This window comes from Phocaeicola sp. RTP21359st1_B8_RTP21360_211022 (genome assembly GCF_040911965.1).
GTDB lineage: Bacteria > Bacteroidota > Bacteroidia > Bacteroidales > Bacteroidaceae > Phocaeicola > Phocaeicola vulgatus.
Map to the genome: position 1 here is coordinate 134,923 of NZ_JBDFXP010000001.1, position 25,629 is coordinate 160,551.

At 43.2% G+C, this 25,629-nt stretch carries 11 protein-coding genes; 2 read left to right on the forward strand and 9 right to left on the reverse strand.

Going from position 1 to position 25,629, the window contains the following annotated elements:
- Positions 1-50: 50 nt before the first annotated feature.
- Both nadB and AB5062_RS00525 read left to right on the forward strand, forming a co-directional pair.
- Positions 51-1,631 carry an L-aspartate oxidase gene (nadB, locus tag AB5062_RS00520; protein ID WP_005844122.1) on the forward strand — a complete coding sequence of 527 codons (1,581 nt, stop codon included), beginning with the start codon at positions 51-53 and terminating at the stop codon, positions 1,629-1,631.
- A gap of 249 nt (positions 1,632-1,880) precedes the next feature.
- Complete coding sequence (locus AB5062_RS00525; RefSeq protein WP_117615942.1) at positions 1,881-3,608, forward strand: ATP-binding protein; 1,728 nt, start codon at positions 1,881-1,883, stop codon at positions 3,606-3,608.
- Between the two features lie 51 nt (positions 3,609-3,659).
- Here the strand turns inward: AB5062_RS00525 and AB5062_RS00530 are convergent, their stop codons facing one another.
- The 9 genes from AB5062_RS00530 to AB5062_RS00570 form a co-directional block, all read right to left on the reverse strand.
- Positions 3,660-5,015, reverse strand: coding sequence for a DUF1593 domain-containing protein (locus AB5062_RS00530; RefSeq protein ID WP_032953005.1), 1,356 nt, complete (start codon positions 5,013-5,015; stop codon positions 3,660-3,662).
- Between the two features lie 16 nt (positions 5,016-5,031).
- Positions 5,032-7,173, reverse strand: coding sequence for a pectate lyase (pelA, locus tag AB5062_RS00535; protein ID WP_032952946.1), 2,142 nt, complete (start codon positions 7,171-7,173; stop codon positions 5,032-5,034).
- Positions 7,174-7,441: 268 nt separating this feature from the next.
- On the reverse strand, positions 7,442-9,751 hold the full coding sequence (locus tag AB5062_RS00540; protein ID WP_032938936.1) for a hypothetical protein: 2,310 nt from the start codon (positions 9,749-9,751) through the stop codon (positions 7,442-7,444).
- A gap of 19 nt (positions 9,752-9,770) precedes the next feature.
- Positions 9,771-11,810 (reverse strand): RagB/SusD family nutrient uptake outer membrane protein, encoded by a 2,040-nt coding sequence (locus tag AB5062_RS00545; protein WP_005844111.1) that lies wholly within the window; start codon positions 11,808-11,810, stop codon positions 9,771-9,773.
- A 12-nt stretch (positions 11,811-11,822) separates the two neighbouring features.
- Positions 11,823-15,158, reverse strand: coding sequence for a TonB-dependent receptor (locus AB5062_RS00550; RefSeq protein ID WP_005844109.1), 3,336 nt, complete (start codon positions 15,156-15,158; stop codon positions 11,823-11,825).
- A gap of 529 nt (positions 15,159-15,687) precedes the next feature.
- On the reverse strand, positions 15,688-17,931 hold the full coding sequence (locus tag AB5062_RS00555; protein ID WP_032952945.1) for a DPP IV N-terminal domain-containing protein: 2,244 nt from the start codon (positions 17,929-17,931) through the stop codon (positions 15,688-15,690).
- A gap of 11 nt (positions 17,932-17,942) precedes the next feature.
- Positions 17,943-20,348 carry a glycoside hydrolase family 127 protein gene (locus tag AB5062_RS00560; RefSeq protein ID WP_032953004.1) on the reverse strand — a complete coding sequence of 802 codons (2,406 nt, stop codon included), beginning with the start codon at positions 20,346-20,348 and terminating at the stop codon, positions 17,943-17,945.
- Between the two features lie 70 nt (positions 20,349-20,418).
- Positions 20,419-22,821: a family 43 glycosylhydrolase gene (locus AB5062_RS00565; protein WP_032952944.1), complete on the reverse strand. Its 2,403-nt coding sequence runs from the start codon at positions 22,819-22,821 to the stop codon at positions 20,419-20,421.
- Between the two features lie 36 nt (positions 22,822-22,857).
- Positions 22,858-25,581, reverse strand: a complete 2,724-nt coding sequence (locus tag AB5062_RS00570; RefSeq protein WP_032952943.1) for a glycoside hydrolase family 97 catalytic domain-containing protein — start codon at positions 25,579-25,581, stop codon at positions 22,858-22,860.
- Positions 25,582-25,629: the final 48 nt, after the last annotated feature.

Here is a 25,629-nt window from a genome sequence, read left to right on the forward strand (position 1 = left end):
TACAATGAATAAAGGTTTTTCGTAGCTTTGCACCCATAAAGCATATTATCATGGTTAAAAAATTCGATTTCCTTGTTATCGGCTCAGGACTTGCCGGAATGAGCTTCGCACTGAAAGTAGCTCACAAAGGTAAAGTCGCCCTGATTTGTAAAGCAGGACTGGAAGAAGCCAATACCTATTTTGCTCAGGGAGGTATAGCATCTGTTACCAACTTGAAAGTAGACAATTTCGAGAAACACATTGAAGACACGATGATTGCCGGCGATTGGATCAGTGACCGCGCGGCTGTAGAAAAAGTAGTGCGAGAAGCACCTGCACAAATCCAGGAACTGATAAAATGGGGAGTGGATTTTGATAAAAAAGAGGATGGAGAATTCGACCTCCACAAAGAAGGAGGCCATTCCGAGTTCCGTATCCTGCACCACAAAGACAATACAGGAGCTGAAATACAAACCAGCCTGATAGAAGCGGTAAAAGCTCATCCCAATATTACCATATTTACAGATCACTATGCGGTAGAAATCATTACCCAGCATCATTTGGGAATTATCGTCACCCGCCATACACCAGGCATCAAATGTTTCGGTGCTTACGTATTGAATGAGAAAACAGGAGAAGTGGATACGTTCCTGTCCAAAGTAACTGTAATGGCAACAGGCGGATGCGAAGCGGTATACCGCAATACAACCAATCCACTGGTAGCTACGGGAGACGGCATTGCTATGGTGTACCGTGCCAAAGGAGCAGTAAAGGACATGGAATTTATACAATTCCATCCCACCGCCCTCTTTCATCCGGGAGACCGTCCTAGTTTCCTCATCACCGAAGCCATGCGCGGTTACGGTGCTGTCTTAAAGAATCAAAGTGGCGAAGAATTCATGCAAAAATATGATCCACGCCTGTCATTGGCCCCACGTGATATCGTAGCACGTGCCATTGATAACGAAATGAAGCAGCGCGGTGAAGATCATGTATATCTGGATGTGACGCATAAAGATCCGGAAGAAACAAAAAAACATTTCCCCAATATTTATAAAAAATGCCTCAGCCTAGGCATTGATATTACTAAGGACTATATTCCTGTGGCTCCGGCTGCTCATTATCTGTGCGGAGGTATCAAAGTCGATCTGGACGGACAGAGCAGCATCAACCGTTTGTATGCCATCGGTGAATGTTCATGTACCGGTCTGCACGGAGGTAACCGTCTGGCTTCCAATTCGCTGATAGAAGCAGTGGTTTATGCGGACGCGGCAGCCAAACATGCACTAAATGTACTCGACCGGTATGACTTCAATGAGGATATCCCCGAATGGAACGATGAAGGAACCATGAACAATGAAGAACGGGTACTGATAACCCAAAGCATGAAAGAGGTGAACCAGATTATGGAAGCTTATGTAGGTATTGTGCGCAGTAATACGCGATTAATCCGTGCTTGGAACCGATTGGATATTTTATATGAAGAAACCGAGCGTCTTTTCAAACGCTGTAAGGCTTCACGCGAACTTTGCGAACTGCGTAACATGATTAACATCGGGTATTTGATCACCCGTCAGGCAATGGAACGGAAAGAGAGTCGCGGACTGCATTATACGATTGACTATCCACATGCCGCGGCAGAGAAGAAATAAGAAACTGATTTCAGAATCCACCAAGAGGGTGTGCCAAAAGGTCTAAATAATAAACATGGCTTTTGGCACGCCCTTTTTTTCGACCCAATAGAAATCTAGCGGGGAGTAATAAAGAATTTTCTTTCAAGCGCATAACTTACCTTGAACATCTTCTTTCTATTAAAAACTTTATTTCCTTTGTTCCTTCAGGAAGAATAGACTATCTTTGTTGTATTGGCATCCGGATACGAACTAAAGACAACAGAAGCAATGATGGAAAATATAAAAGAAATCCCCTATGGCATTGCCAACTTCGTGGAAGTGGCAGAGCAGAACATGTACTATGTAGATAAAACCATGTATCTGCCTTTGCTGGAAAAACAGCCCCGGAACCTGTTCTTTATCCGTCCCCGCCGCTTCGGCAAGAGTATCTTTTTGAGTATGCTGCGTGCGTATTATGACATAGCACAAAAAGAAAAGTTCCAGAAACGCTTCGGCAATCTATGGATAGGCAGCCGCCCCACCCCCCTGCAAGGAAAATTTCAGGTGGTGTATCTTGATTTCTCGCGCGCCAGTGGCGGAAGCGGTTCACTGGAAGAAAATTTCAATAACTATTGCGGCATGGTGATGGACCTGTTCGGCAAAGTGTATGAGCCTTATTATTTTCCCGGATTTGCACAAAAGATGGAAGAACAGCCCGACTTTGTCAGCAAGTTGAACTACCTGAACCTGCATGCGGCTGAATCCGGAATGAAACTTTACCTCATCATCGACGAATACGATAACTTTACCAACATCGTTCTGAACGAGCAGGGAAAAGACATTTATCATGCCCTGACCCATGCCAGCGGATTCTACCGTGAAATATTCAAGAAATTCAAAGGCATGTTCGAGCGCATCTTCATGACCGGCGTCAGCCCCGTCACCTTGGACGACCTGACCAGCGGATTCAACATCGGCTGGAATATCAGTACCGACTACCAGTTCAACATGATGCTGGGATTCAGCGAAACGGACGTGCGCACCATGTTCCAATATTATAAGGATGCCGGACAGCTCCCGATCGACGCGGACATCGAAGCAATGATCCGGGAGATGAAACCGTGGTATAATAATTACTGTTTCGCAGAAGAAAGCCTGGAACGCGACCCGAAAATGTTCAATTGCGACATGGTACTTTACTACCTGCGCAATTACATCACGCTGGGCAAATCTCCTAAAGAGATGATAGATCCCAACACCCGTACGGACTACAACAAAATGAAGAAACTAATCCAGCTGGACAAGCTGGACGGCAACCGCAAGGGCGTATTACGTAAAATCACCGAAGAAGGGCAAATTATCACCAACCTGATCACCACCTTCCCGGCCAAGGAAATCGCCAAACCCGAAATCTTCCCCAGCCTGCTCTTCTATTATGGCATGTTGACCATCACTGCCACACGCGGCAGCCGCTTGGTATTGAGTATCCCCAACTATAATGTGCGCAAACAGTATTACGAATTCATGCTGGAGGAGTACCAGGACAAACGCCATATCAACCTGAACAATTTGATGGACCTGTTCGATGAAATGGCTTACGAAGGCCATTGGCGCGAAACACTGGAATTCATTGCCCATGCCTACAAGGAAAATTCATCTGTACGCAGTGCCATGGAAGGCGAGCGAAATATACAGGGTTTCTTCACCGCCTACCTCAGCGTAAACGCTTATTACCTGATGGCTCCGGAAATGGAACTGAGCCACGGTTACTGCGACCTCTTCCTCATGCCGGACCTGATGCGCTACGAGGTGAAGCATAGCTATATTCTTGAACTGAAATATCTGTCGGTGAAGGACACGGAAGAGAAAACCCGGACGCAATGGCAGGAAGCGGTGAAACAGATTAACGAATATGCTGCCGCACTCCGGGTACGGCAGTTGGTGCAGAACACGAAGCTGCACTGTATTATCATACAGTTCCGGGGATGGGAGCTGGAGCGGATGGAAGAAGTGTAGGCCTCCTGTTCAAAACAACATGACAGTACAGATGAAAATTCATACAGGAAGTCAATTCACATTCAGAATCACTCTTTTATAAGACTTTAGATTAGGCGTTCCATTATCTGTAAGTTCAAGTATCAAATGTAACTGTTTGCCCGGATTATCCGGTACAATTATCTCCGCCCTCTTCTCATCGACGTGCTTTATAGCCACCTTTGTTTGCACACTGCCTGCTTCCCGATATTGCCACCATTGGTAAGACAATGAATTTTTATCAGGGTCAAATGAAGGAGAGGCATCCAGTATTATTTTTTCTCCCGGCCGGACTGTGCGTACACTTTCTCCCAATATCCGGGCAACAGGTTGATGATTTGCCTTTGAATATTCATCAGCCACGCACCAGTCGGCACGAGCCGCCCAGTCATTTTGTATAGCAGGCAACCAACGCTGGAAAGTATAATGCGAATCCGGCACACCGTTTTTCAAATCATTCCCATCTTGCATGTGATTGCCATTTTTATACTCCGGGCGTCCTCCCCATCCTCCTAATGTATAGTCTGTATGCTGTTCAAGTCCATTACGTATAAGAGGCATAAAAGAAGGAGTATCCCCCTCACTGGTATATTCCTGAGGATAGGCGGCACACAGTGGTCCGTGCCCATTCTTAATATGGTCAGCCAACCAAGGTTTATCCATGATCTGTTGCAACTCTTTTGAATTTTTACTAAGTCTGTTCTTAAAATAATAATCCACACTCATGTAATCCCATACATATCTCCATCCTCCATCATGATCCGGTGCGCCCGATTCATAAATAATGATTTCAGGAAGATTCTGTTCTATCCATTTTCCACCGCCGTCCTGATACCAAATACAATATAATCTGGCTTTTGATACCGCTTTTGCCCATTCTGCAGCAGAATATTTCTGCTTGATCTGCCATAAGGCATTGGCCTGGGTGTTGGCTCCACCCCATGCTAAAATATGAACAGGCCTCGGATCAGAATCAAGCAATGTCCTTATGATGAGCTGTGCCCCCTCGCTATCAGACAGTAAAGGAGGCAATTTATGCAAGTCCTCTCTGTTCTCATTACCAACCGCCAAGACACTTAGCAGATATTCAGCATCGGGATAATCGGGATTATGTTTCCTCAAATTAGGCAGACATTCCGCATATTTGGCAATTTGTGATTCGATCCATTTATCTTTACTATGTCCGTCTTTCTGTACCCCATTGACTTGAACAATGCCTGCGACATCATAATCAGAAGAATACATAAGAAAACGAATCATAGAACTTTGATCGTCAATCTCACCATCCGTAGTGACAATAACCCGGGGCTTCTCCTGCTGTCGGGCAACAGCAGATAACATTGACACAAACAAAAAAACAATACAGCATAAAACAGGGGGCATTTTCATATTACAAACTGTTAAATTAGTAGGCCAACACATTCCAAAGATCTCTGATACGTTGTTCGGGGTCCCATTTGCCATTGAATGTCCACTTGGCGGTAACGCCATAAAACTCCGGAGCATTCTCCGCCTCCTTTAAATTATCGTTTAACCAGCCACTATGCCCTCCTTCACGGGTACAACCATAATAATAGGTACGTAGCCCCCACGGACAGGGATCAAGCACTTTATCCGAATAAGCATAATGAATATTCCCGTCAAGCACATTCTTCGACATTTTACATTTGATGAGATAAAACTGGGAATCATGATGATAGCGTCCTAAAAGTGTCGGTGTCTTAGCATCAAATGAAGAATTGGTAATAACCAGTTTCTTGTTCTTGTCACCTCGTCCGTCATGCCAAATCATGGCACGGCTATCACCATAAAAATAGCAGCGTGTGGCATAGCACCATCCGCGAGGACAAAGAAAATCCACACCCGGACAACGAAGATAGAGATCGGCATGATAATACATACCATTGCTTCCGGGCGCCCACAAGGAAAGGGCATCGTTTCCATCGGCCCATACATTACTGTTGATGATGATGGTACGAGTGGCACGTCCAAAAATCGCCATCTGATGGATGGTCGTATTTTCAACGGCAGTTCCGTAATTGTTGTAAACAGTCAGTCCGCTAATAACACAATCATCCGCACCTTCCTGCAACACAATGACACCATTGCCTACCGGACGTCCATGATATTCCGTGATGGCACGTGTCTGGGCTGTTTCAGCCAAGACAATACGCGTACTGTCACGGTTTTCCCCCACCAAAACAATATTAGGCCTGTCAATAATCACTTTTTGATGATACGTTCCGTTCAGCAATAAGATTTTAAAAGGTACTGTCGGAATTTCCGGAGCCTTTTCAATAGCTGCCTGAATACTCTCTCCCGGCTTTACCACCACATCAAAAGCCGTACGCTCTGCCATAGGACGACGATACATTTCGATAAGCCCGTTTTCATTCGCTCCTTTGGTTGCCAGACTGATTGCCACTTTATGCTTCGGATCATATTTGTCCGCCCATGCATTGTATATGGCAAAAAGCTCAGCCGGTCTGCTATTGTACCAACTATATCCGTTACGACGTTCTGTTCCTATTTCTTCCAAATGGCGACGTGGCAGCCCGTCACGGTCACATACATACGGTTCACAATATTTCAAATCATAATAACGCGCCCAAATAGGCTTGGCTTGAGGATCTTCCACAAGACGAGTATCCCGCTCACCATTTGCCAGCACGATACGCTCACATTTCAAACCGGTAAGTTTATACCTGTCAAACCATTTCATGGCTCCGTGAACCGCCCGCTTCACGCGTGCGTCGGGTGCAGGTAATTCCATGAGCAGACGCACAATTCCGGCACTCTCCGCCGAACAATAAGACGGCAACTCATACGCACGTGCCGGTGCAGGCTTCAATGTTTCCCTATCATTCTGCTGACACCACACAGAAGGTTCTCCATCCTTTATAATTTGTGTAGCCAGTATACACTCTATTCCTTTATTAAAGGCTTTTCCCAAACGTACACACAAAGTCTTGTCTATCAAATCATCCTCATAAGGCGCTTTGTGATTCATCATATCACGTATCATATTCAATGTATTGACAATGGCATCGTCATTAAAAGTAATATGTACCTGATAACCACGCGGACCGGGCCAGAATTGCGGCCATCCTCCGTTTTCGTATTGACCACTCAGCAAATATTCCACTCCCTGGAGGAAAGCATCCCGATAACGTATATCCTTAGTCTGCCTATAAAGACGGGCTAAAAAAATCATCTGGGCAGTTGTGGCATTATTATCTATCGTAGAATCATCACGACGTGATTTATCCTTTATCACTTTAGCCAGCTCTTTATCATTCATGCGGCGGGCCATATCTATATTCTTCGGCCAACCGCCCGTACAGCGTTGAAAAGCCAATACATTTTCAGCAATCCGCCGAGCTTCATCTGTCAGAAAGAAAGAATCCTGCTCCATACGTGCTATTTGTTTCCATTCCTTAGGATACGACTCATTATCCTTTTTATGAGCTCTTTGCTGCGCAAAGGAGCCGGTTGCCATGGCAAAAGCCATAAAGCCAATAAACACTTTTTTGAATGTATTTTTCATTATTCCTATATGTTTTGATAAAAACCAGCAAACAAAATTATGCGTTTTCCAATCTGAATACAGAGAATATTTGGTCTTTTTCAGGCAGATTTTGCACAGACATCATCAAACCTATACAATTTTTGATACTCTGCCCCTTTACCTATACATAAAAAAGCCTATCTATCACAGATCGGCTTTTCTATCAAATATCTGTCTTTCAAAATCCAAAGATTCTCAGAAGACATTCACATTATAATAACTATAAAACTTATCAAACCCCATTCTACTATCTAGCAGAACCATTACGCCATTTAGCCGCACCAATGTTCAACTGATAAATTTTTGACTCCATAACTTTACCTGTCTGATTGTAATACAAGTTTACACCATGCTCTCCAGCCGTACCATCAAGTGCATCTGCACGATGCATATATTGATCGTTATCAGCAGTAGCCTTATGTGGTGGATTTGGACTTACCATCAGTTCTAATGGAGAAATATCATCAACAAAAACTTCCAATGTTCCATTTAAAGTAGCAGAACCATTGTTGACCAAGGTGCCAAAATTATTTTTAGTCGCAGTCCATGGATTATTGCTAAAAATTTGTCCGTTGGATAAAAAAGTATTTGTAGAATAATTATTGTCAAAATTCAATGTCACATGTCCGGCTGTACCGTCTGCCATAGTCATTGTCTTACGGATATCAGCTCCTGCCATAGTCATCTTTCGGACATCACCGTCCTGCTTGGTCAAAACAATCAGGTTATTTTTCACCGTATAAGTACTTCCATCTGGAATATTACGCATATTGAAAATATTTCCTGCCGCACGAGTGTTCCAGTTAACCAAAGTATTGTTTTCAAACGTTATATTCCATGCCCCTCCCTTCCATGCACTCTGCTTGGTTTCACTGAAAAATGAAGGGAACGGACAATCATAGAAAGTGTTTCCACGAACCACAAAGTCCTTATATAAATTAGAATTCGCATTATTCCCGGAACCGGCAATCCATGGATAACCTCCGGCACCATTACTATAATAGCCACAGTCAAAGAACTGGTTATCCTCTATCAAGACATGATCCCAAATTTTGTAATTAGGCCCCTGCTCACGAATGAACCCACGTACCAGACGCTTGAAAGTACAATTTTTCACCACAAAACTTTCCAAATGTACAGCCATACCATTAGAAAACATATTAATGAAATAATTACCTGTAGCCGAACCCAAACCGGCAACATTATCACCATAAGTAAGAGCCATTGGACAATCGAAATCAATATCATAAAATTCGAGCATCTTCATATAAATTTCTCCTCCTTCTCCAGCTTGTGGCTGGCGCCCGAACATCAAATTCATAGAATTAACATTAGTACCTGTCATATGCATACCACCTAACAATACTTTAGCACGTTTACCTGCTGCTACATCCTCAGGACGAGTACGAAGAACAAAACCTTTGCAGGTAGTTAAATTATCAAACATACAATAAGTCTTTCCACCTTCCAAATAATAAGTCTGTCCTTCGGCTAAATTTACATCGGAAATGAAGTCTGTTAAAAGGAAATCAATACGCATTGCATTGTATTTCAGAGCAGCCTCGTGCTGTATCAAAGCATTTTGATAAGCTTCATCTGAATCAAACCGGTCACGACTTGGAGCACTTAAGTCATGAGTTACTAAAATAGGCTCTCCCGGTTCTCCGTCTGAGCGGGCAGAACAAGTATTGTAATATGCATCCCATTTTACCTTCACATTCTCGTTGCGAACATTAATCACATAAACAGAGTTTTTCTGAAGTCCGTCAATATCTACATATCCCTTTTCAAAATCCTCATCGGTTAATTTATATTTTCTCCATTTTTCATTCACTGTTGATTCAGGATTATTAGGAGACGGATCTACTTCCAACCACTGATAAACAAAATTATCGTTAGCATCAAGCTGAAATTTTTCACGATAAATAGCCTTATCATCGTCTGATACCCCTTCTGTTACAGTTTTGAAAGCACGATTCAACATCACACGCATAGTAGTCTGTGTAGTCTTAGAAGCATCTACATAGACACAGAATGGAGTTGCATATCGATCAGAAGTGGTAATGCCCATCCATTCTGCCCACTGTCTGCCATCACCATGTCCATACCATTTGGATGCATGTGAAAAATCAGTCACATTATCATCTTTTGTTGATAACACGCGAATAGCAAAACGATAATCAGTGGAATACTGTTGATCTTTAATAACTAAATCAAGGACCTCCGGTCCTACAATGGTATCTAGTAACAAAAGACCGTTTTCGGCAGATGTACCCCAAGCATCTGCACCACCCGAAACATTTGGCTGTAGTGCCTGACGAATCTGGTAGCCCGCACAGTTATTCACTCCATACCAATAAAGATGAATATCATTGCCATTCGGTCCCTCTGCTTTACAATTATAAGCATAGTCATCCCCTTTTCCTCTATTATTATCACAAATGAACATAGTCATCCATTCTCTATCTATATTTGCCATTCCTTTCTCATCATCAGAACACGAAATACATGAGAAACCTGAAAATAACATTAATGCATATAAAAATATTTTTTTCATCATTCTGTCCTTTTATAAATTATTTATAGCCATAATAGTTCTTGTATACACCTGCTGAGCGTTGGATAGCCGCATTAGGATAAGGTAAAATATAACGTACAGGAGGTAAATCATTCACCTCAGGAACAGAATTACCATCCAGTGGTGATTCTGTTCCATCTTTGACCAACACAATCATTCCTTGTTCTGTATGACGAATATATCCATAGAATGAATATTTACATTGGTTAGTAGGCTCCGAATCATTGCTCCACTGATAAAATTCCGCCATCTTCCAAGTTGCTCCATCAACAGCTACCAAAGCTGTCGCTGGTTGATTAGCTGATTTGTAAGGATTATAAATATAGAGCATATCCAATATCTTATTGGGATAAGGATAGCCATAAACTTGATTTACATCCACACGCCATTCAACCGTTTGTGGAAGAACATGGTAATACATAGATTCGGGAAGATCATCCAAATAAGCACTACCATCATGTTCAGCTATATCATCTTCGAAGCCAGTAGAAGAACCGGCATTAGACATTCCTACAGAAAGATAGCGCAAAAAACTATAAACAATTTCCTGTCCATAAAGATTATTACGGACAAGATCTCTCCAGCGCATATTCTCACCCGCAAACTCCCATTTACGTTCATCAAGCACGGCTTTCAAAAAAGTTTCTTTAGAAGAAGCCACCTGAGCAATATAGGCAGAAACAACACTTTGGTCATCGAATGCCCGTGCATGGACTTGACGAAGTGACTCCTGAGCAGTGGCAGTAGGTCCTTCCAACTCATTAACAGCTTCGGCATTCATCAACAAAACATCCGTATAACGCATATAAGGGAAGTTAATACCTGTATTACTGGCACTCAAATTGGTAAACTGTCCCGCATTCGCCCATAATTTAGACCATTTATTATTATGGACAGTATAATCCGCACGAATCATACAAGAATCCTGAGTAGCATTATTAGCACTGTTACCATAATACCAAAGTCCATTAATAAAATCTCGACGCTTATCATTCTCATCGAATGAATAACGGTAAAAAGCACTCAAACGTATATCACCTTTAGATTCTCCCCATACATTCTTACCCAATGTCTTTCCTTCATTAACGGTTGATGTAGGTCCTTGGGAATACCCTGTATTACCTGTAGACTCCTTAGCAAAAGGAATCTCAAAAATAGGATCACCTTTAGCAATAATTTCAAAATTGCTTTCCTTGGTAAAAATATCTTGATAAGAAGTGCCTACAGAGTGTGTCCCCGAAGCAATAACCAGGCTAGTATATTCTTTTACGATTTGATAATACTTCTGATAATCTTCCGGACGTTTCATCACACCATAACTATTTGCATTATTTTTATCCGGATGAAGTGAATAACCTCCGGCAGTCAATGCAATACGTGCAATTAATGCCCAAGCAAACTCCTTAGACGCACGTTCTACTGTTGTTGTTGTAGTAGAAGACATCTTAGGAGCAATATCCTGCAAATCTTCAATAAGTTTATTTTGGATTTCTTCGCGATTCATTACAGGAATCACATAATTATCACCTAATTGTGAGGCTGGCAGGAAAGTGAAAGGAATATCCCCGAACATCACTACCAGATCATGATAAACCATAGCACGAAGACACTTGGCTTCGCCCAACATCTGCATAACAGCGGTATTCTCTTCATTATAAAGCGGACCAGTTTCTACACCCCGGATAAAACGGTTAGCATCTTCAATAGCTTTATAAGAAGCTCTCCAATATTTATCAATTTCGCCACCTTGATCGTCACAATCAAAACGTGCATAGCTATTATGGGTTGCTACATTACCTGTATACATCTGCATATCAACATCACTGTTCAAATTAAAAGTTTTCTGATAGGCACTGCCATAAAGATCACCTACCAAGATAGAAGCATAAACACCGTTCAACGCACGGCTAATTTCTGTTTCTTGGCTGAACACAAAGTCCTCATTGTAACTTGATGGAGAATCCACGTCAAGGAAATCATTGCATGATATTAGAGTCAAAGTTGCTAATCCTATTATTAAAGTATTTTTTAATTTCATGTGCTTTCAAATTTAGAATGTAATATTAGTACCTAGTACAAAACTGCGACTACGTGGGTAACGGTTATAGTCCATACCACAAGTTAATCCTGTCTGAATATCCACTTCAGGATCATAACCCGAATACCCAGTAATAATAAACAAATTAGAGGCTGACACATAAAAACGAGCTTTCGAAATCCCCCATTTAGAAGTCAGATTTCCAGGTAACGTATAGCCAACAGTCAAATCCTGACAACGCAGAAACGATCCATCCTCGATAAAATAGGAATGAGTTATTTTTTTTGTCACATCCGTCGGATTCCAAAGTGTCCTACCTTCGTTTAATTCACGGTACATATCCAACGAACCATCAATATAGTAACATTTGTACAAGCATTCGCCATCACCATCACGGGTATAACGCCAACCTTTGTCGGCAAATGTGGAAAGCACATTGTAGAACTTATTCTTATTGCTTTCGGATGAGGAAAGCTGGTAAGCTGTCGCATTATTCACATCAAAATCAAGCATAAAGTTGAAGTTCATGGCAAAATCAAAACCCTTCCATTGTCCGCTTAATCCAAAACCTCCCTGCACTTTTGGATTGGTATTACCTATAACAGTACGGTCATCTTCTGTGATATATCCGTCACCATTCAAATCCTTGAACTTGACTTTGCCCGGCAGAGTAGCTATGCCTGAATTAGAATCTCCTGAAATCTGATTGATTATTGTTTTTGGATGTTCCACACCGTCTGCATCCATAATAGGTGCATCTTTCGAAGTTCCGTTTTCAGCGGCCGTTGATCCCCAAGGTACTGCTTGCAAGTTATTAGTGGGATCAAAATAGAATTCATCCATTGAATATAAACCATCATATACAAAACCATAAATAAGTCCTACTTGGTCACCCACCTTCAAACAATAATCATTGTAACTTGATTTCCAACGGTTATTCTGATCCCAAATCACATTGTCTGTACCATTTAATTTATCAACTTTCATTTTATTCATACCTAAAGAAAGATTTGCGGAAAGCACATAATCCCTGCCACTGAGAATATCTCCTGATATAGTTAATTCAACCCCTTTATTAGTTACTTGTCCAATATTTTGCATCTGACTTACATAACCAGTTGCTGAAGGAATGTCCGATTTATAAAGTAAATCTTTCGTCGTATTCCAATAAATCTCCGGAGTAACAGTGAGACGACCATTAAAAAGCGTGATATCAGCAGCAAGATTACGAGTTAATGTAGTTTCCCATTTAATATTTTTATTGGCAAAAGTAGTACCCCCTTGATTACCATACCATTGCTCTCCAAACTGAGTTGCTTCTCCAAATCCAGGTCCGCCGGTAGAATTAACAGTATATAAATAACGCCACATATCATCACTGATACGATTATTTCCTGCCAACCCTATAGCTGCACGAAGTTTTAACTGATCAATCCATTTTATATCTTCCATAAACTTTTCTTCTGAAAGCACCCAAGCACCTGATACTGAAGGGAAATATCCCCATTGATTACCTGGAGCAAATTTAGTGGAACCATCAGCACGCATAGTTACAGAGAGTAAGTATTTGTGGTTATAGTTATAACTTGCCTGCCCAAAGAAAGAAGCAGTGCGATCTGGAGTCGAAAGTGATGAAGTTGACTCCTGCGGTGTACCGAATCCCATATTATCCCAAGCCTGTCCAGCCTCAAATGCACGTGGGAAATAACGATTCTTTTGGAAGTTCTTCTTATTTTGGCTATGATAAATTTCTTGCCCCAATAACATGGAAAAATTATGCTTATCTTTAATAGAAAAGCCATAAGATGCCGTGTTAGTCCAAATATATTTAAAAGACTGATCTTTCTGAATACTTGCTACAGGCAACGAATTATTTTTTGTACCTTCACCTGTCAAGGCACCCCAAAAACGATATTGATCTTTCCAGTTTAAACTAAGAGTGGCTTCTGTACGAAGCACCAATCCTTTAACAGGCTTCCATTCCAATGAAATAGCATTAGTATAGTTATAAGCATACTTATTCTGTTGATTAATGGCAATATCACTTTTCGGATTAGTATAAGTAAACAATGCTTCTTCATCAGGGTCAGCATAAGAAGGATCTATATATCCGAATTCACGTAATCCGTTAGTGGGTCTATAACGGAGTACATCAATAATACCGCCTGTACCAATATTATCACCTCCAGCTCCTTGATCACGGCGAAACGTAAATTTAGGATTGATATGCAATGTCAAATTTTTAGTTATATCAATAGCTGTCTTGATATTCAAATTGGTACGGCGCACACCCGACCCCATAATAATACCTTTATCTTCGCTTTGAGTAAGAGAAGCAGTGAAGCGCATCTTATCTGTACCTCCACCAATAGTTACATTAGTAGAATAATTGATAGGATTCTCTCCCATTACCTCATCCTGCCAGTCATGAGTAGGCAAAGAATAATACATATCCAAATCTTGCGGATTGCCAAAATTAGCACGGAAAAATTTGGCATTGCTAGAACGGCTACCATTACACGCCGACCATTCATATTGATAACGTGCAAACTCTGCTGAATTCATTAAATCTAATTTTTTAGACAAATGACTAGTAGACAAATGGGCATTGAAACTTACCTGTATTTTTCCAGCTTTGGCCGATTTAGTAGTAACAACCACTACACCATTACCGCCCTTAGCTCCATAGATTGCCGTGATAGAAGCATCTTTCAATACATCAATAGAAGCAATGTCTGTAGGAGGAATATCATTGATGTTATCCACCTGAAAACCATCGACAATGTAAAGAGGATCATTGCTCTGGGTCACAGACGTACCTCCACGAACACGAATGTTAATATCTGCCCCTGGAGCACCATCGACCGTAGTTACTTGCACACCAGCTATTTTTCCCTGCAAAGCCACAGCGGCTGAAGTAACTGGTACAGCAGCAATCTTCACACCAGACACGGAACCTACTGAGCCAGTCAGATCTTTACGAGCCCTGCTACTGTAACCCAGCACTACTACCTCTTCAAGCGCTTGTGAATCATCTTGCAGCGTAATTGTCAGTTCTTTTCCGGTAACCGCATCCACTTCTTGCGTTTCGTAACCTACAAAAGAAATAACAATTCTTTTTCCTTTAGACACGGCCAAAGTAAACTTTCCGTCAAAATCAGTTATGGTTCCGTTGGAAGGATTTCCCTTCTCCACAACGGAAGCTCCAATAACGGCTTCACCTGCCGAATCAAGTACAGTACCTTTTACGGTAATGCTCTGAGCAAACATCATCACCGGTATCAGTAACAGCACTGAAAACAGAAGAAGTCTGCTTTTCACTCCTCTTAATTCATTTGTAAATTTCATAATAAAATATTAAGTTAAACAAAAATTTAAAGTCCATTTTTTCCGTGAATGTGAAATAATATAAATCACTATTGTTATTTATATTCTATTCTAAAAGGAAACAATTACAATTTTTATGAGAATAATAGATACTTATTAAAATAGCACACGCATTCTTATAATTTCCGTGTACGCACACAAAACGAGTGAAAAATATTAGATATACAAATTCCCATGCTAAATAAAGCACATCATCAAATACATTAACAGTAATGTTTTCCATTATAATTTAATGTTAGTATTAGAAAATTGGTTTATTTTTATACTATATACGCCACAAATAAAAATAATACTGTTGACTGAACCTAATTTTTGTATTGAAAAAAATTAGTTCAACCAATAATTACAACAGAATGAACAAAAAAGACACATTCATCAATGAAAACACGGAATTACATAAAAAAGCAGTGCTATGGACTTGTCCTCCATAACACTGCCACCTCTATTTATCATAACTGACAAACTCCTACAGCTACAAACCTCACTCCTCCTATTTTATCTCATCCCACTTCGGTGGATTCACCTGCATCAAATGACGGACAAAGAAATCATACCGCTTATGTTCGCCAAAATCTTCCCCCATTGTATGATGCGCTCCGGGAATCACGACCAATTCAAAATCTTTATTCGCCTTTATCAATGCATTGACCACCTGCATGGTAGAGGCAGGATCTACATTATCATCCAGTTCTCCCACCACTAACATCAAAGGACGACTCAACAGATGTGCATTTTCCACATTAGACCCTTCCTTATATTGATCTCCTACCGGATAGCCCAACCAAAGTTCATTCCACCAAATCTTATCCATACGGTTATCATGACAACCACAAGCCGAATAAGCCGCTTTATAGAAATCAGGATAAAGCAAAACTGCATTTGTAGATTCCTGACCACCGGCAGAACAACCGTAAATACCTACCCTGTCCACATCCATATAAGGATATTTCCGTGCAGCCGCCTTAATCCAAGCAATATGGTCCGGCAGACCGGCATCTTTCAAATTCTTATAACATACATTCTCAAAAGCACGCGAACGGAAAGAAGTTCCCATTCCATCGACCATTACGACGATAAAACCAAGTTCAGCCAAGGAAGTCATATTCCAGTCATAAGGACGGAAAGTCTTCGGAACATACTGGTCTCCGGGACCCTGATAAATGTATTCGATAACCGGATATTTCTTGTTCGGGTCAAAGTTGGTGGGGCGGGCAATCAATCCCCACATATCCGTCTTGCCGTCCCGCCCTTTGGCAACAAACACCTCCGGAGCTTTCCAGCCTTCGGCCTCCAAAAGAGTTATATCGGCTGTTTCCAACGGCATCACCACTTTGCCATCCCTGGCACTACGTAACACAGCGACGGGAACCTTGTCCACCATAGAATAAACATCTACCAAATACTTCATATCTCCCGAAAACCAGGCACGGTGCATCCCTTCTTCGGGAGTAAGACAGGTAAGACCTTTGCCATCAAAACCGATGCGGTAATAACGGATGAGATAGGGGTCTTCACCGGCTTCCATACCATTTGCCGAGAAATAGATCTGACGGTTATCCTCATCTACCCGAAGCACTTCGCGTACATACCACTCTCCTTTAGTAATTTGATAATCGGGCTGTGCGGTAATACGGTTGTACATATAAAGATGATTCCAATTGTCACGCTCACTCATCCATATCATCTGCTTGCCGTCTTTTAAGTCATGACGGAAATGACGGGTATAATTCACATATGTATCGCTGGTTTCTTCTACCAACGGGCGCACTTTTCCCGTTTCGGCAGAAAGTTCAAGTACTCTGTACACCTGATGTCCGCGCTGGTTATATTCAAAAGTCACGGCACGGCTGTCGGGATTCCATTCGGGACCATATACTTCATATTGCCGGTCGAACAATTCGGTAGAAGGAATAATGCTTCGTCCGCTTTCCACTTCATAGATGCAGGGCACTTTAAAAGGAAGTTCGTCTCCCGGCTTCGCATACTCCTGTTTGTGAAGCTTGGGCTGAAGCTGGTCAGCCGGAGAAGATTCCACATAATAAACATAGCGCTTTTCCACCGGACGGATCTTGCAGGAAGCCACCTTCTTACTGTCCGGTGACCAGCGGATGTAGGCTGAATAATAATTACCCAGTGTCCCGTCCAAGCTCAGTTGCTTTTCTTTTCCGGTAGCCACCTCCTTTACATAGATATTCTGATTTTTAATAAATGCGATCCATTTACCATCAGGAGACGGAACCGGTGATGCCGTCTTCTCATCATCCACCTCCATCCAATGCTTTTGCCTGATAAGGAGGGGAACCGCACCTTCATTGACCAGCTGATTTTTCCGGGACGCATACATCCAACGTTGATTATTAAACACAAAGCGCAGCGTATCCAATCCCTTACTGACCGACAAACGCCCCAATGCAAGAGCTTCCGGCTTGACCTCCTTTCCGGATGCAGCACCCAACGCCTTTGCCAAACGATGAGAATCAAACAATTCTTTTCTAGCTTTCTTATCCGCATCCACAGATACATACAGGCGGCCGTCCGGCGTATTCCGCACATACCAGAATTGATGCGTACCCTCTATCCATTGCGGATTGACATTGGAATAGAAAACTTTGTCCGCACTGAATTTCTCTTTCAATGCATAAGCACGCCGATAATCATCGACCGTACCTTGAGCGACAGCCATGCCCCCACTAAGGAACATGGCTACCAGCCAACCTAACTTACCAACCTTCATTTTGAATTATTCTATTTCACTTCCCATTCAAACAAACCCGATGAATTATCGGCCGGCTGAACAATCTCCAGTTTTACCGCTTTTGTCTTTACCGGGTCAAAATTGACTGTATTCCCCGTACCTTTTTCCACTCCATACTTATCCGCTCCACTCACCGGTTGCCACTGGCCTTGTGCATCTTTATAGTACATCTTCCAACTTTGCGGTATGCGGCATCCTCCCCAAGGAGCATCATCATACCAATATACGGTAGCACTGGAAACAGTCGCTTCGGACGGGAACTCGTAGGATATCCATTCAGTAGTTCCCTGTTTGGGCCACCAATGGTAATAGGGTACGGAACGGTCATTCTCATCTTTCGGCACCAGACGGTCATTAATGGCGGAGATGGATTTCACCTTATGCGAAGCATCCACTTTGCTTTCCGATGCCAGCGTAGCAGGCATAGTCGGACGGGAAGCACTTAATTCCTGAGGCAACCACACTGCCATAGCACCTGCACCGCGGTGTGCCCAAGCATAGTAAGGGATCAACGTCAGCTTTACATCAGTAGCCGTCAGACGATCTCTGTCGTCATAGCCCAGAATCTGCGCATCCGTCTTCAACTGGTTAATGCCATAGAGCAAATCCGGTTTTTCAACCACCTCGAATTGAGGAGTGCGGTTCATAAACACGCTCAGCACATCAAAATCATTATCCGGCCATTCCGCACAATAAACGATCGGGCCACGCTCCACGGCTATACGTCCACGATCTGCCTCCACTTTATTATTGGCTTTCACCGTACGAGGCTCCATATCGAAATGAACGGCTACTTTATCTCCTTTTTTCCAACGGCGGTCTATGCAGAAATAACCGTCCTTCAGTTCACTCTGTACCGGTTCTCCATTTACTTTCACTGTATAGCTCAAACGCTTTCCATCCGAATAAGTGTACAGGTCACTGGGAACTACCTGATTACGCACCCATCCCGGAATACGGATTTTCATTGTAAACTGTCCGGCATTGTTCTTGTTGACACCGATAGTGACATCACCGTTCCAAGGATAATGAGTAGCCTGCTCCAAAGAAACAGCCTTGCCCTCTACCTTCAAGTTCGAAGTATTGGACATGAACAGATTAACATACACGTCCTTACCTTTCACCGCATACACATATCCCGGCAAGGAAGGAATGAAACGACAGATATTGGACGGACAACAGGCACAGCCGAACCAAGGCTGGCGCTGGTGCTGCCCGATGCTTTCCAACGGATTAGGATAGAAGAACCCGCCACCATCCAGGGACACGCCCGAAATAAGACCATTATATAAAGTACGTTCCAGCACATCATAATATTTTGCCTCACCATGAAGCAGGAACAAGCGGTAGTTGACATACACATTACCGATAGCCGCGCAAGTCTCGCAATAAGCTGACATATTGGGCAGTTCATAGTTCTTGCCAAAAGCCTCCCCATTGCTGGTGGCGCCGATGCCGCCGGTAATATAATATTTCTTGCCCACAATGTTGTCCCAAATACGGTCTATGGCATGGATATAAGCCGTATCCCCTGTCAGTGCGGCCACATCTGCCATGCCTGCATACATATAAGCGGCACGGACAGCATGTCCCACGGCCTCATCCTGCTCCACTACCGGCTTGTGCGCCTGACTGTATTCATCCGTACGGGTAGTATGTCCGCGCTGGTCCAAAAAGAATTTGGCTTGATCCAAATATTTCTGTTGCCCTGTTACCAAGCACAGTTTGGCAAGGGCCATTTCGGCAATCTGATGTCCCGGCACACGGATTTGTTGCCCTTCGCCCGTACCTATCTCCCGGCATACACAGTCGGCATAACGGATAGCGATATCAAGGAAATTACGTTTTCCGGTAGCCTGGTAATGCGCAATAGCACCTTCTACCATGTGTCCCAAGTTATAGAATTCATGACTCAGTTCCTCCACCTTCTCCCACCGTTTGCTTCCTGCCCACTCATGCGGATGCTTCGGGTTCATGGTACGCGAAGTATAGAGATAACCATCCGGTTCCTGTGCCGCAGCGACAATAACCAGCACACTATCAATATACTTAGCCAGTTTTTTGTCCGGATAGGTCTGTAACAGATAACTGGCACCTTCTATCGTTTTGTACACATCGGTATCATCAAAAGCCAGACCGCCTACTTTAATGGTATCACTGGGATGGGCGGCATTGACAAAGTTAGTATAACGTCCTGTTTCCTCGCATTTGCTGAACGCCAGAGGAATCGTTACTTCACGGCTGGCATTCAACCGTTGCCCCCAGAATGAATCGGTTACTTTCACCGAAGTGAAAGGTACGGGGTCGATAGGATAGCCGTGCGACTGATTTTTTACTTGCGCTGTTCCGCCTGCTACGGTAGCAGTCAACAGAGCAGTGACTAAAAGTTTCTTCATGGTTCTATCATTTAATTGTTTATCATAGTTTTTGCAAAAATACATATTCCGGTCATAGGAAAAGGGGGAATCACTCTTTCAACGGCAAATATTCATCCCATAATTTCAATGAGTGCAGATAACCGGTAAAGGGCCAGTCTCCTTCGGCATTGCGTCCCAATGTGATGAATTGTGACGGTTTCACCAGCAACTGGATATCTTTTTCACTGACTAATTTTCCATTGATATAAACCTGTTCCATCCGCCCATCAAAGCAGATATAGATGTGCTGCCACTTTCCTGCCAATTCCTTCATGTCCTTATATCCTGCATCTTCATACCAGCCATAGTGATTGATTACTCCACAACGAGGCTCCGTGCCGTTGACCAACATGATTTTCTCCAATTCATCATGCGAGGTAGTAAAATCGGCCACACATTCATTTTCACTAATGGAATCATTCAGTACCCACGCCTCCAAGGTATAAGGAGCATTATCCTGCAAAGTGGCAGGAAGCATAAAACTGGAAGTATAGACCTGAGTACCCTCAAAATGAAATGCCTTTTTCCCTTTCACTTCTTTCACAACGAGAGGTAATTTCCGGGCTTCAAAATACCCTTTTACTCCTCGGTTTTCCAGATAAGGAACCGTATCGTTCACTACAAAATCATCGGCAGAAAGACTGACCACCAGCCCATGTTTCTGCTGATCGGCTACAGGCAGACGCACGATATCCGTTTCCGCATCGTATGCCTTTTCCGCTGCTTCCTGTTTCCAATTGTAGTAACGGAAATTGGTAATGACCAAAGGTTCGGTGGAACTATGCAGCGTAATCGCTCCTGATGAAAGACACGACCCCGCTTCATAACTCTGCCATTTACCTGACCTGTAAACCAACCCACTAACTGTATGCTCTTTGGACGAGGAGAGTAACGGATGACTATACTCCAATGTAGTTCCCGGTTCCAGTACCAACGCATCGCGTCCACCGATACGCTGTGTGCGTGCCGAACCTTCCTTCAATGTAAAAGCCCCTCCCAGCATCCCTTCATTGTTCTGCCATTCACGACCATTCCAATCGGCAGCGGTAAGTCCCAGCCATTGTTGCGGAGCCGATGCTTCCACCCCATCAAAGATTTTCAAGTTCCAGACCGCCCCGCCAAATCCGTTCTTCTGTCCTCCGGTAAAGGTAAGGCGGACATAACGAGCCTTCACCTTGCCAAAATCGACCATCGGGCTGCCTGCCAGACGATTATTCCGCTTATCAGCGAAAACAGACCAATGCTTGCCATCGACAGAAGTTTCAATTAAATATTGATAAAATTGTGTGCCATACTCAAATTGAGTCCAGATAGTTTGTATCTGCTGGGCAACACCCAAATCCACTTCTATCCACTCCTGTCCCATGCCACGAGGACGCCATAAAGTCCCGTTATTATCATCTACAGCATATTCGGGACGGAAACCGGCATCATAAAAAGAAGAAGCCCTCACCTTAGCACCCAATGCCAGATTTTTTGATTTCACTACAGAAGATGCCAATGCACCTATTCCGTCATGAGTGGGAATAAGGGATTTAATACTTCCATCTTCGGCAAACTCCATACGGTCCACACAAAGCTGACGATGAAATCCGCGGTTGGAATGCGGATTATCATGACGGTGATAGACCATATAATATTCATTGCCTTCTTTCAAAACGCTATGATGTCCCGGCCCATGAATTGTTCCATCGGCATTGGTTTCAAGAATACATCCCCGATAGGTGTACGGCCCCATAGGCTTGTCCGAAGTGGCATACTGCACCCGATAGGTGTGGTCGTGACAGGAACCCGAAGAATACATAAAATAATAGATCCCCTTTCGTTTCATCACAAAGGGTGCTTCAAAAAAATCCGTGGCTTCCGTATTCGGAATCAGACGCGTTTCAGTAAAACTCTTCATATCGGAAGCCAGTTTTCCGGCTCCGCAACCGAAACCTTTATAAATCCCCCAAGTCCCCCAATACAAATATACAGAACCATCATCATCCACAAAGGTCTGCCCGTCCAATGTAATGGCATTCGTCACAAAACGGTCGGGTACAAGAACAGCCTCACTTTCACCCAATATATTTTTCCAAGGACCGCGCGGCGTTTCACTGACCCCGCAATGAATCATACAGGGCTGACAATAAAAATAATAATAATTCCCATCCGTATGTTTCATCACATCGGGAGCCCATATCCAATGACTGTCCGGCCAGTTCATGGGCATTAACGTCCAGTTTACAAAATCCTTGCTGGTCCACACCTGTGCAGGACCGAAACCGGCCCCACTGCCATCCGTAGTGGCATACATATAATACGTATCGCCAAACTTCTTCACCGTGGGATCGGCAAAATATCCGGGAATAATGGGATTCCCCGTACCCGAAGCATTAAAAGGCTTCTGAGCAAAGCCTGTAGCAGCTCCCAACAATAAGGAAGCAACAACCAATCGTATCTTATTCATCTCTATATAGCAAAATTCTATTTGTCCCTGCGACGCTTATTCATGCACCACATTATGAATGGGAATTTCTATCTCATAAAAATATTCCTGCAACAACCGATACATATCCGGATCATACGTCTTCAGTTTCGTGCGGCGGTTCACCCAGTTATGAACTCCGTTTGCAGGTTCGGCATAGCGGTTACAGTTAAAGAAAGACTGTACGCACTCGGCAAAGTATTCCTCTTTATTGCTCACTGCATACGTCTTTTCCCACAGCCCTTTCCGGATTGCATTCTGACGAAGTGCCTCCAAACGCTCATTAAAGTCTGGCTCCACTCCCACTATACCTACCGTATGAATAAGGTGAGCGAACTCATGAATCAGGATATTCTCACCTACATATTTATCCTGCGGCAATGCCAGCAGATTCTCTTCTCCGCAACTGGATGAAAATTCATCTTCCGGTGCTCCGCCAAAACCACGGGCACGCCAGTTCCAATATTTAATGCTGTCCTCACAATTGCAGATATGGGCAAACTCCGGCAAATCGCAAGTTTCCTCATCTTTACCGATTATCATGACGTGGCAGCCTTTCTTCACCATGTGTGCCTTCACATCCGGACGTTTTGCCAACATCAAACTGATGATATCACAAGCTTTCAATAAGGCCTCATCGCTCACCTTTCCGGAAGAGGTGACATACAGACCTTCTGTCTCTATGTATTTCTGATAGAAAGAAGGAATATTTTTCCCTTCAGGAATACCGGTAACCTGTCCGTGAACAGGGCAAAGCTCCAACTTCATGGCAAATCCGCCGCCCGATGCCAGATGCAAAGTCAACCGGCTGTCCTTATCAATCCGGATGGTTTCCTTGCGATAATCCTCGGCCTGCTTATTGGCATTCACACCGTCTTTAAACAAAACAGCCGTATAAGACATTCCTTCGGGAAGGAAAGAGAAATCGAGCTGCACATCACGTTCATCCCAACTGGTCATACCGCCGATATACCAGTTCACATCCTTCTTACGCACTGTTACAATATATTTTCCCAACTCGCCCGAAGCAATAAAAGTAGAATCCACCTCCACAGGCAGAGAAGCTATGAAATCCACACATTCCTGCTCATTCAGATAGTTGGTAGGCGCATCACACAACATGGTAAAAGGAGAATCGTGTACAATATAGGCAGCCAGCTGATGACACCGGGTTCCCATGCTGGCCGGCGTGTAATACATGGCGCGCCAATCTGCCTTCGTGGCATTGCGCATAGCTCCCGGCGTATAATCCACCGGTCCCGCCATCATACGGATATAGGGGAAAGTAACATCATAAAGAGGCATATTATTCTTGATATCCGTCCATTTCACCTCTTCCATGCCGAACACGCTTTCAAAATTGATAATATGAGGGTAGGTACGGTTGATACCTGTCGGTTTGTAAATGCCGTGCAGATCAAGGGTTAATTTATACCGGGCCGTCATCTCAGCGATGCGATACACCATTTCGACGGCAGTCTGATCATCACGATCCAGGAAATCCACCTTAAAACCTTTGATTCCCATATCCGCATATTTCTTACAAGCTGCTTCCAACTGGCTGTCGAGTACATTAAACACCGTCCAAAGCACTATTTCCACCCCTTTGGATTTGCCGTATGCTATCAGTTCCGGCAAATCAAGTTCGGGAATAACGGTCAGCATATCCCCGCTCTTCGGATCATACCATCCTTCATCCAACACAATAAACTCCAATCCGTTCCGGCTGGCGAAATCGATATAATATTTATACGTATCCATGTTGATACCGGCTTTAAACGGCACTCCTTTCAGATTCCAGTCATTCCACCAATCCCATGCCACTTTGCCTGTCTTTATCCATGAGGTATCACCGATACGGTTGGGAGAAGCCAGAGCATAGACCAGGTTGTTGACCGGCATATCCGTATCTTTTTCAGTAATGGCCAACACACGCCACGGATAGGAACGGGAGCCACGGCTACGGGATATAAAATCGGTAGTTTCAGTTACATATTCCTGCTTCCGCCAAGGATAAAAGTCTGTTTTAGCCGGATAAGGAGCAAAGACACCTTTCAATCCATACTTTCCCTGCTGTGACTGCACAAACATGCCCGGATAAGCTTCGAGGTCGGACTCCAACAGGGTCAGTTTTACGCTGCCGCAATCCACGGTAACCGGAAGAAAAGCCAGTTTAGGCTGTGCTTTTGACAGAGGAATGATGTCATATACATTCTGATAAGCCATCGCCATCGGTTTTTTATCATTGGTGGTATAAGGAAGATAAGCCGTATAATCTTCCTTAAAATTAAACTCGGCCTGTTCCTCCTTTATAATGATATCCGAAGATTGTGTGGTATAGAATCGATAGGCGACTCCCTCATTGTATGCACGGAAGATGATTCCGAACCCGCCTTTCAGCTTCAAGTCGAGTTCGTTGCCTGTTGCAACGAACTCCTTGAAACGGTAAAAAGGTGATTCCATGTTATCCTTTATCTTTCTCCTTCTTTCCCCTGTGATACGGGGAGTTTTACCTACTATAGTTCCGTTTTCCAGAACCAAACCTATATTAGAGTGTGAGAGAATTGTATCATTTCCATGCATCACTTGGTAGGCCAGTTCGTTTCCGGCGCTGATTTCCACTTTCAATGTTCCATCGGGTGAAGAGAGTACATATTTCTTTTCCTTGGCTGCAAATGAAGCATTTCCAATCAATAAAAGCAAAGATAAAATTGCAAGACAGAGTTTCTTGTTGTTTTTCATAATCTATCGGTTGTATACGTTGTTCACTTGCAAAGTAAAATAAAAAAA

Bases quoted from the DNA above. Each gene is read 5' to 3' on its own strand.
- AB5062_RS00545 (WP_005844111.1), bottom strand. From the start codon at position 11,810: ATGAAATTAAAAAATACTTTAATAATAGGATTAGCAACTTTGACTCTA.
- AB5062_RS00530 (WP_032953005.1), bottom strand. From the start codon at position 5,015: ATGAAAATGCCCCCTGTTTTATGCTGTATTGTTTTTTTGTTTGTGTCA.
- AB5062_RS00570 (WP_032952943.1), bottom strand. From the start codon at position 25,581: ATGAAAAACAACAAGAAACTCTGTCTTGCAATTTTATCTTTGCTTTTA.
- pelA (WP_032952946.1), bottom strand. From the start codon at position 7,173: ATGAAAAATACATTCAAAAAAGTGTTTATTGGCTTTATGGCTTTTGCC.
- AB5062_RS00555 (WP_032952945.1), bottom strand. From the start codon at position 17,931: ATGAAGGTTGGTAAGTTAGGTTGGCTGGTAGCCATGTTCCTTAGTGGG.
- AB5062_RS00560 (WP_032953004.1), bottom strand. From the start codon at position 20,348: ATGAAGAAACTTTTAGTCACTGCTCTGTTGACTGCTACCGTAGCAGGC.
- AB5062_RS00525 (WP_117615942.1), top strand. From the start codon at position 1,881: ATGATGGAAAATATAAAAGAAATCCCCTATGGCATTGCCAACTTCGTG.
- AB5062_RS00550 (WP_005844109.1), bottom strand. From the start codon at position 15,158: ATGAAATTTACAAATGAATTAAGAGGAGTGAAAAGCAGACTTCTTCTG.
- AB5062_RS00565 (WP_032952944.1), bottom strand. From the start codon at position 22,821: ATGAATAAGATACGATTGGTTGTTGCTTCCTTATTGTTGGGAGCTGCT.
- AB5062_RS00540 (WP_032938936.1), bottom strand. From the start codon at position 9,751: ATGAAAAAAATATTTTTATATGCATTAATGTTATTTTCAGGTTTCTCA.
- nadB (WP_005844122.1), top strand. From the start codon at position 51: ATGGTTAAAAAATTCGATTTCCTTGTTATCGGCTCAGGACTTGCCGGA.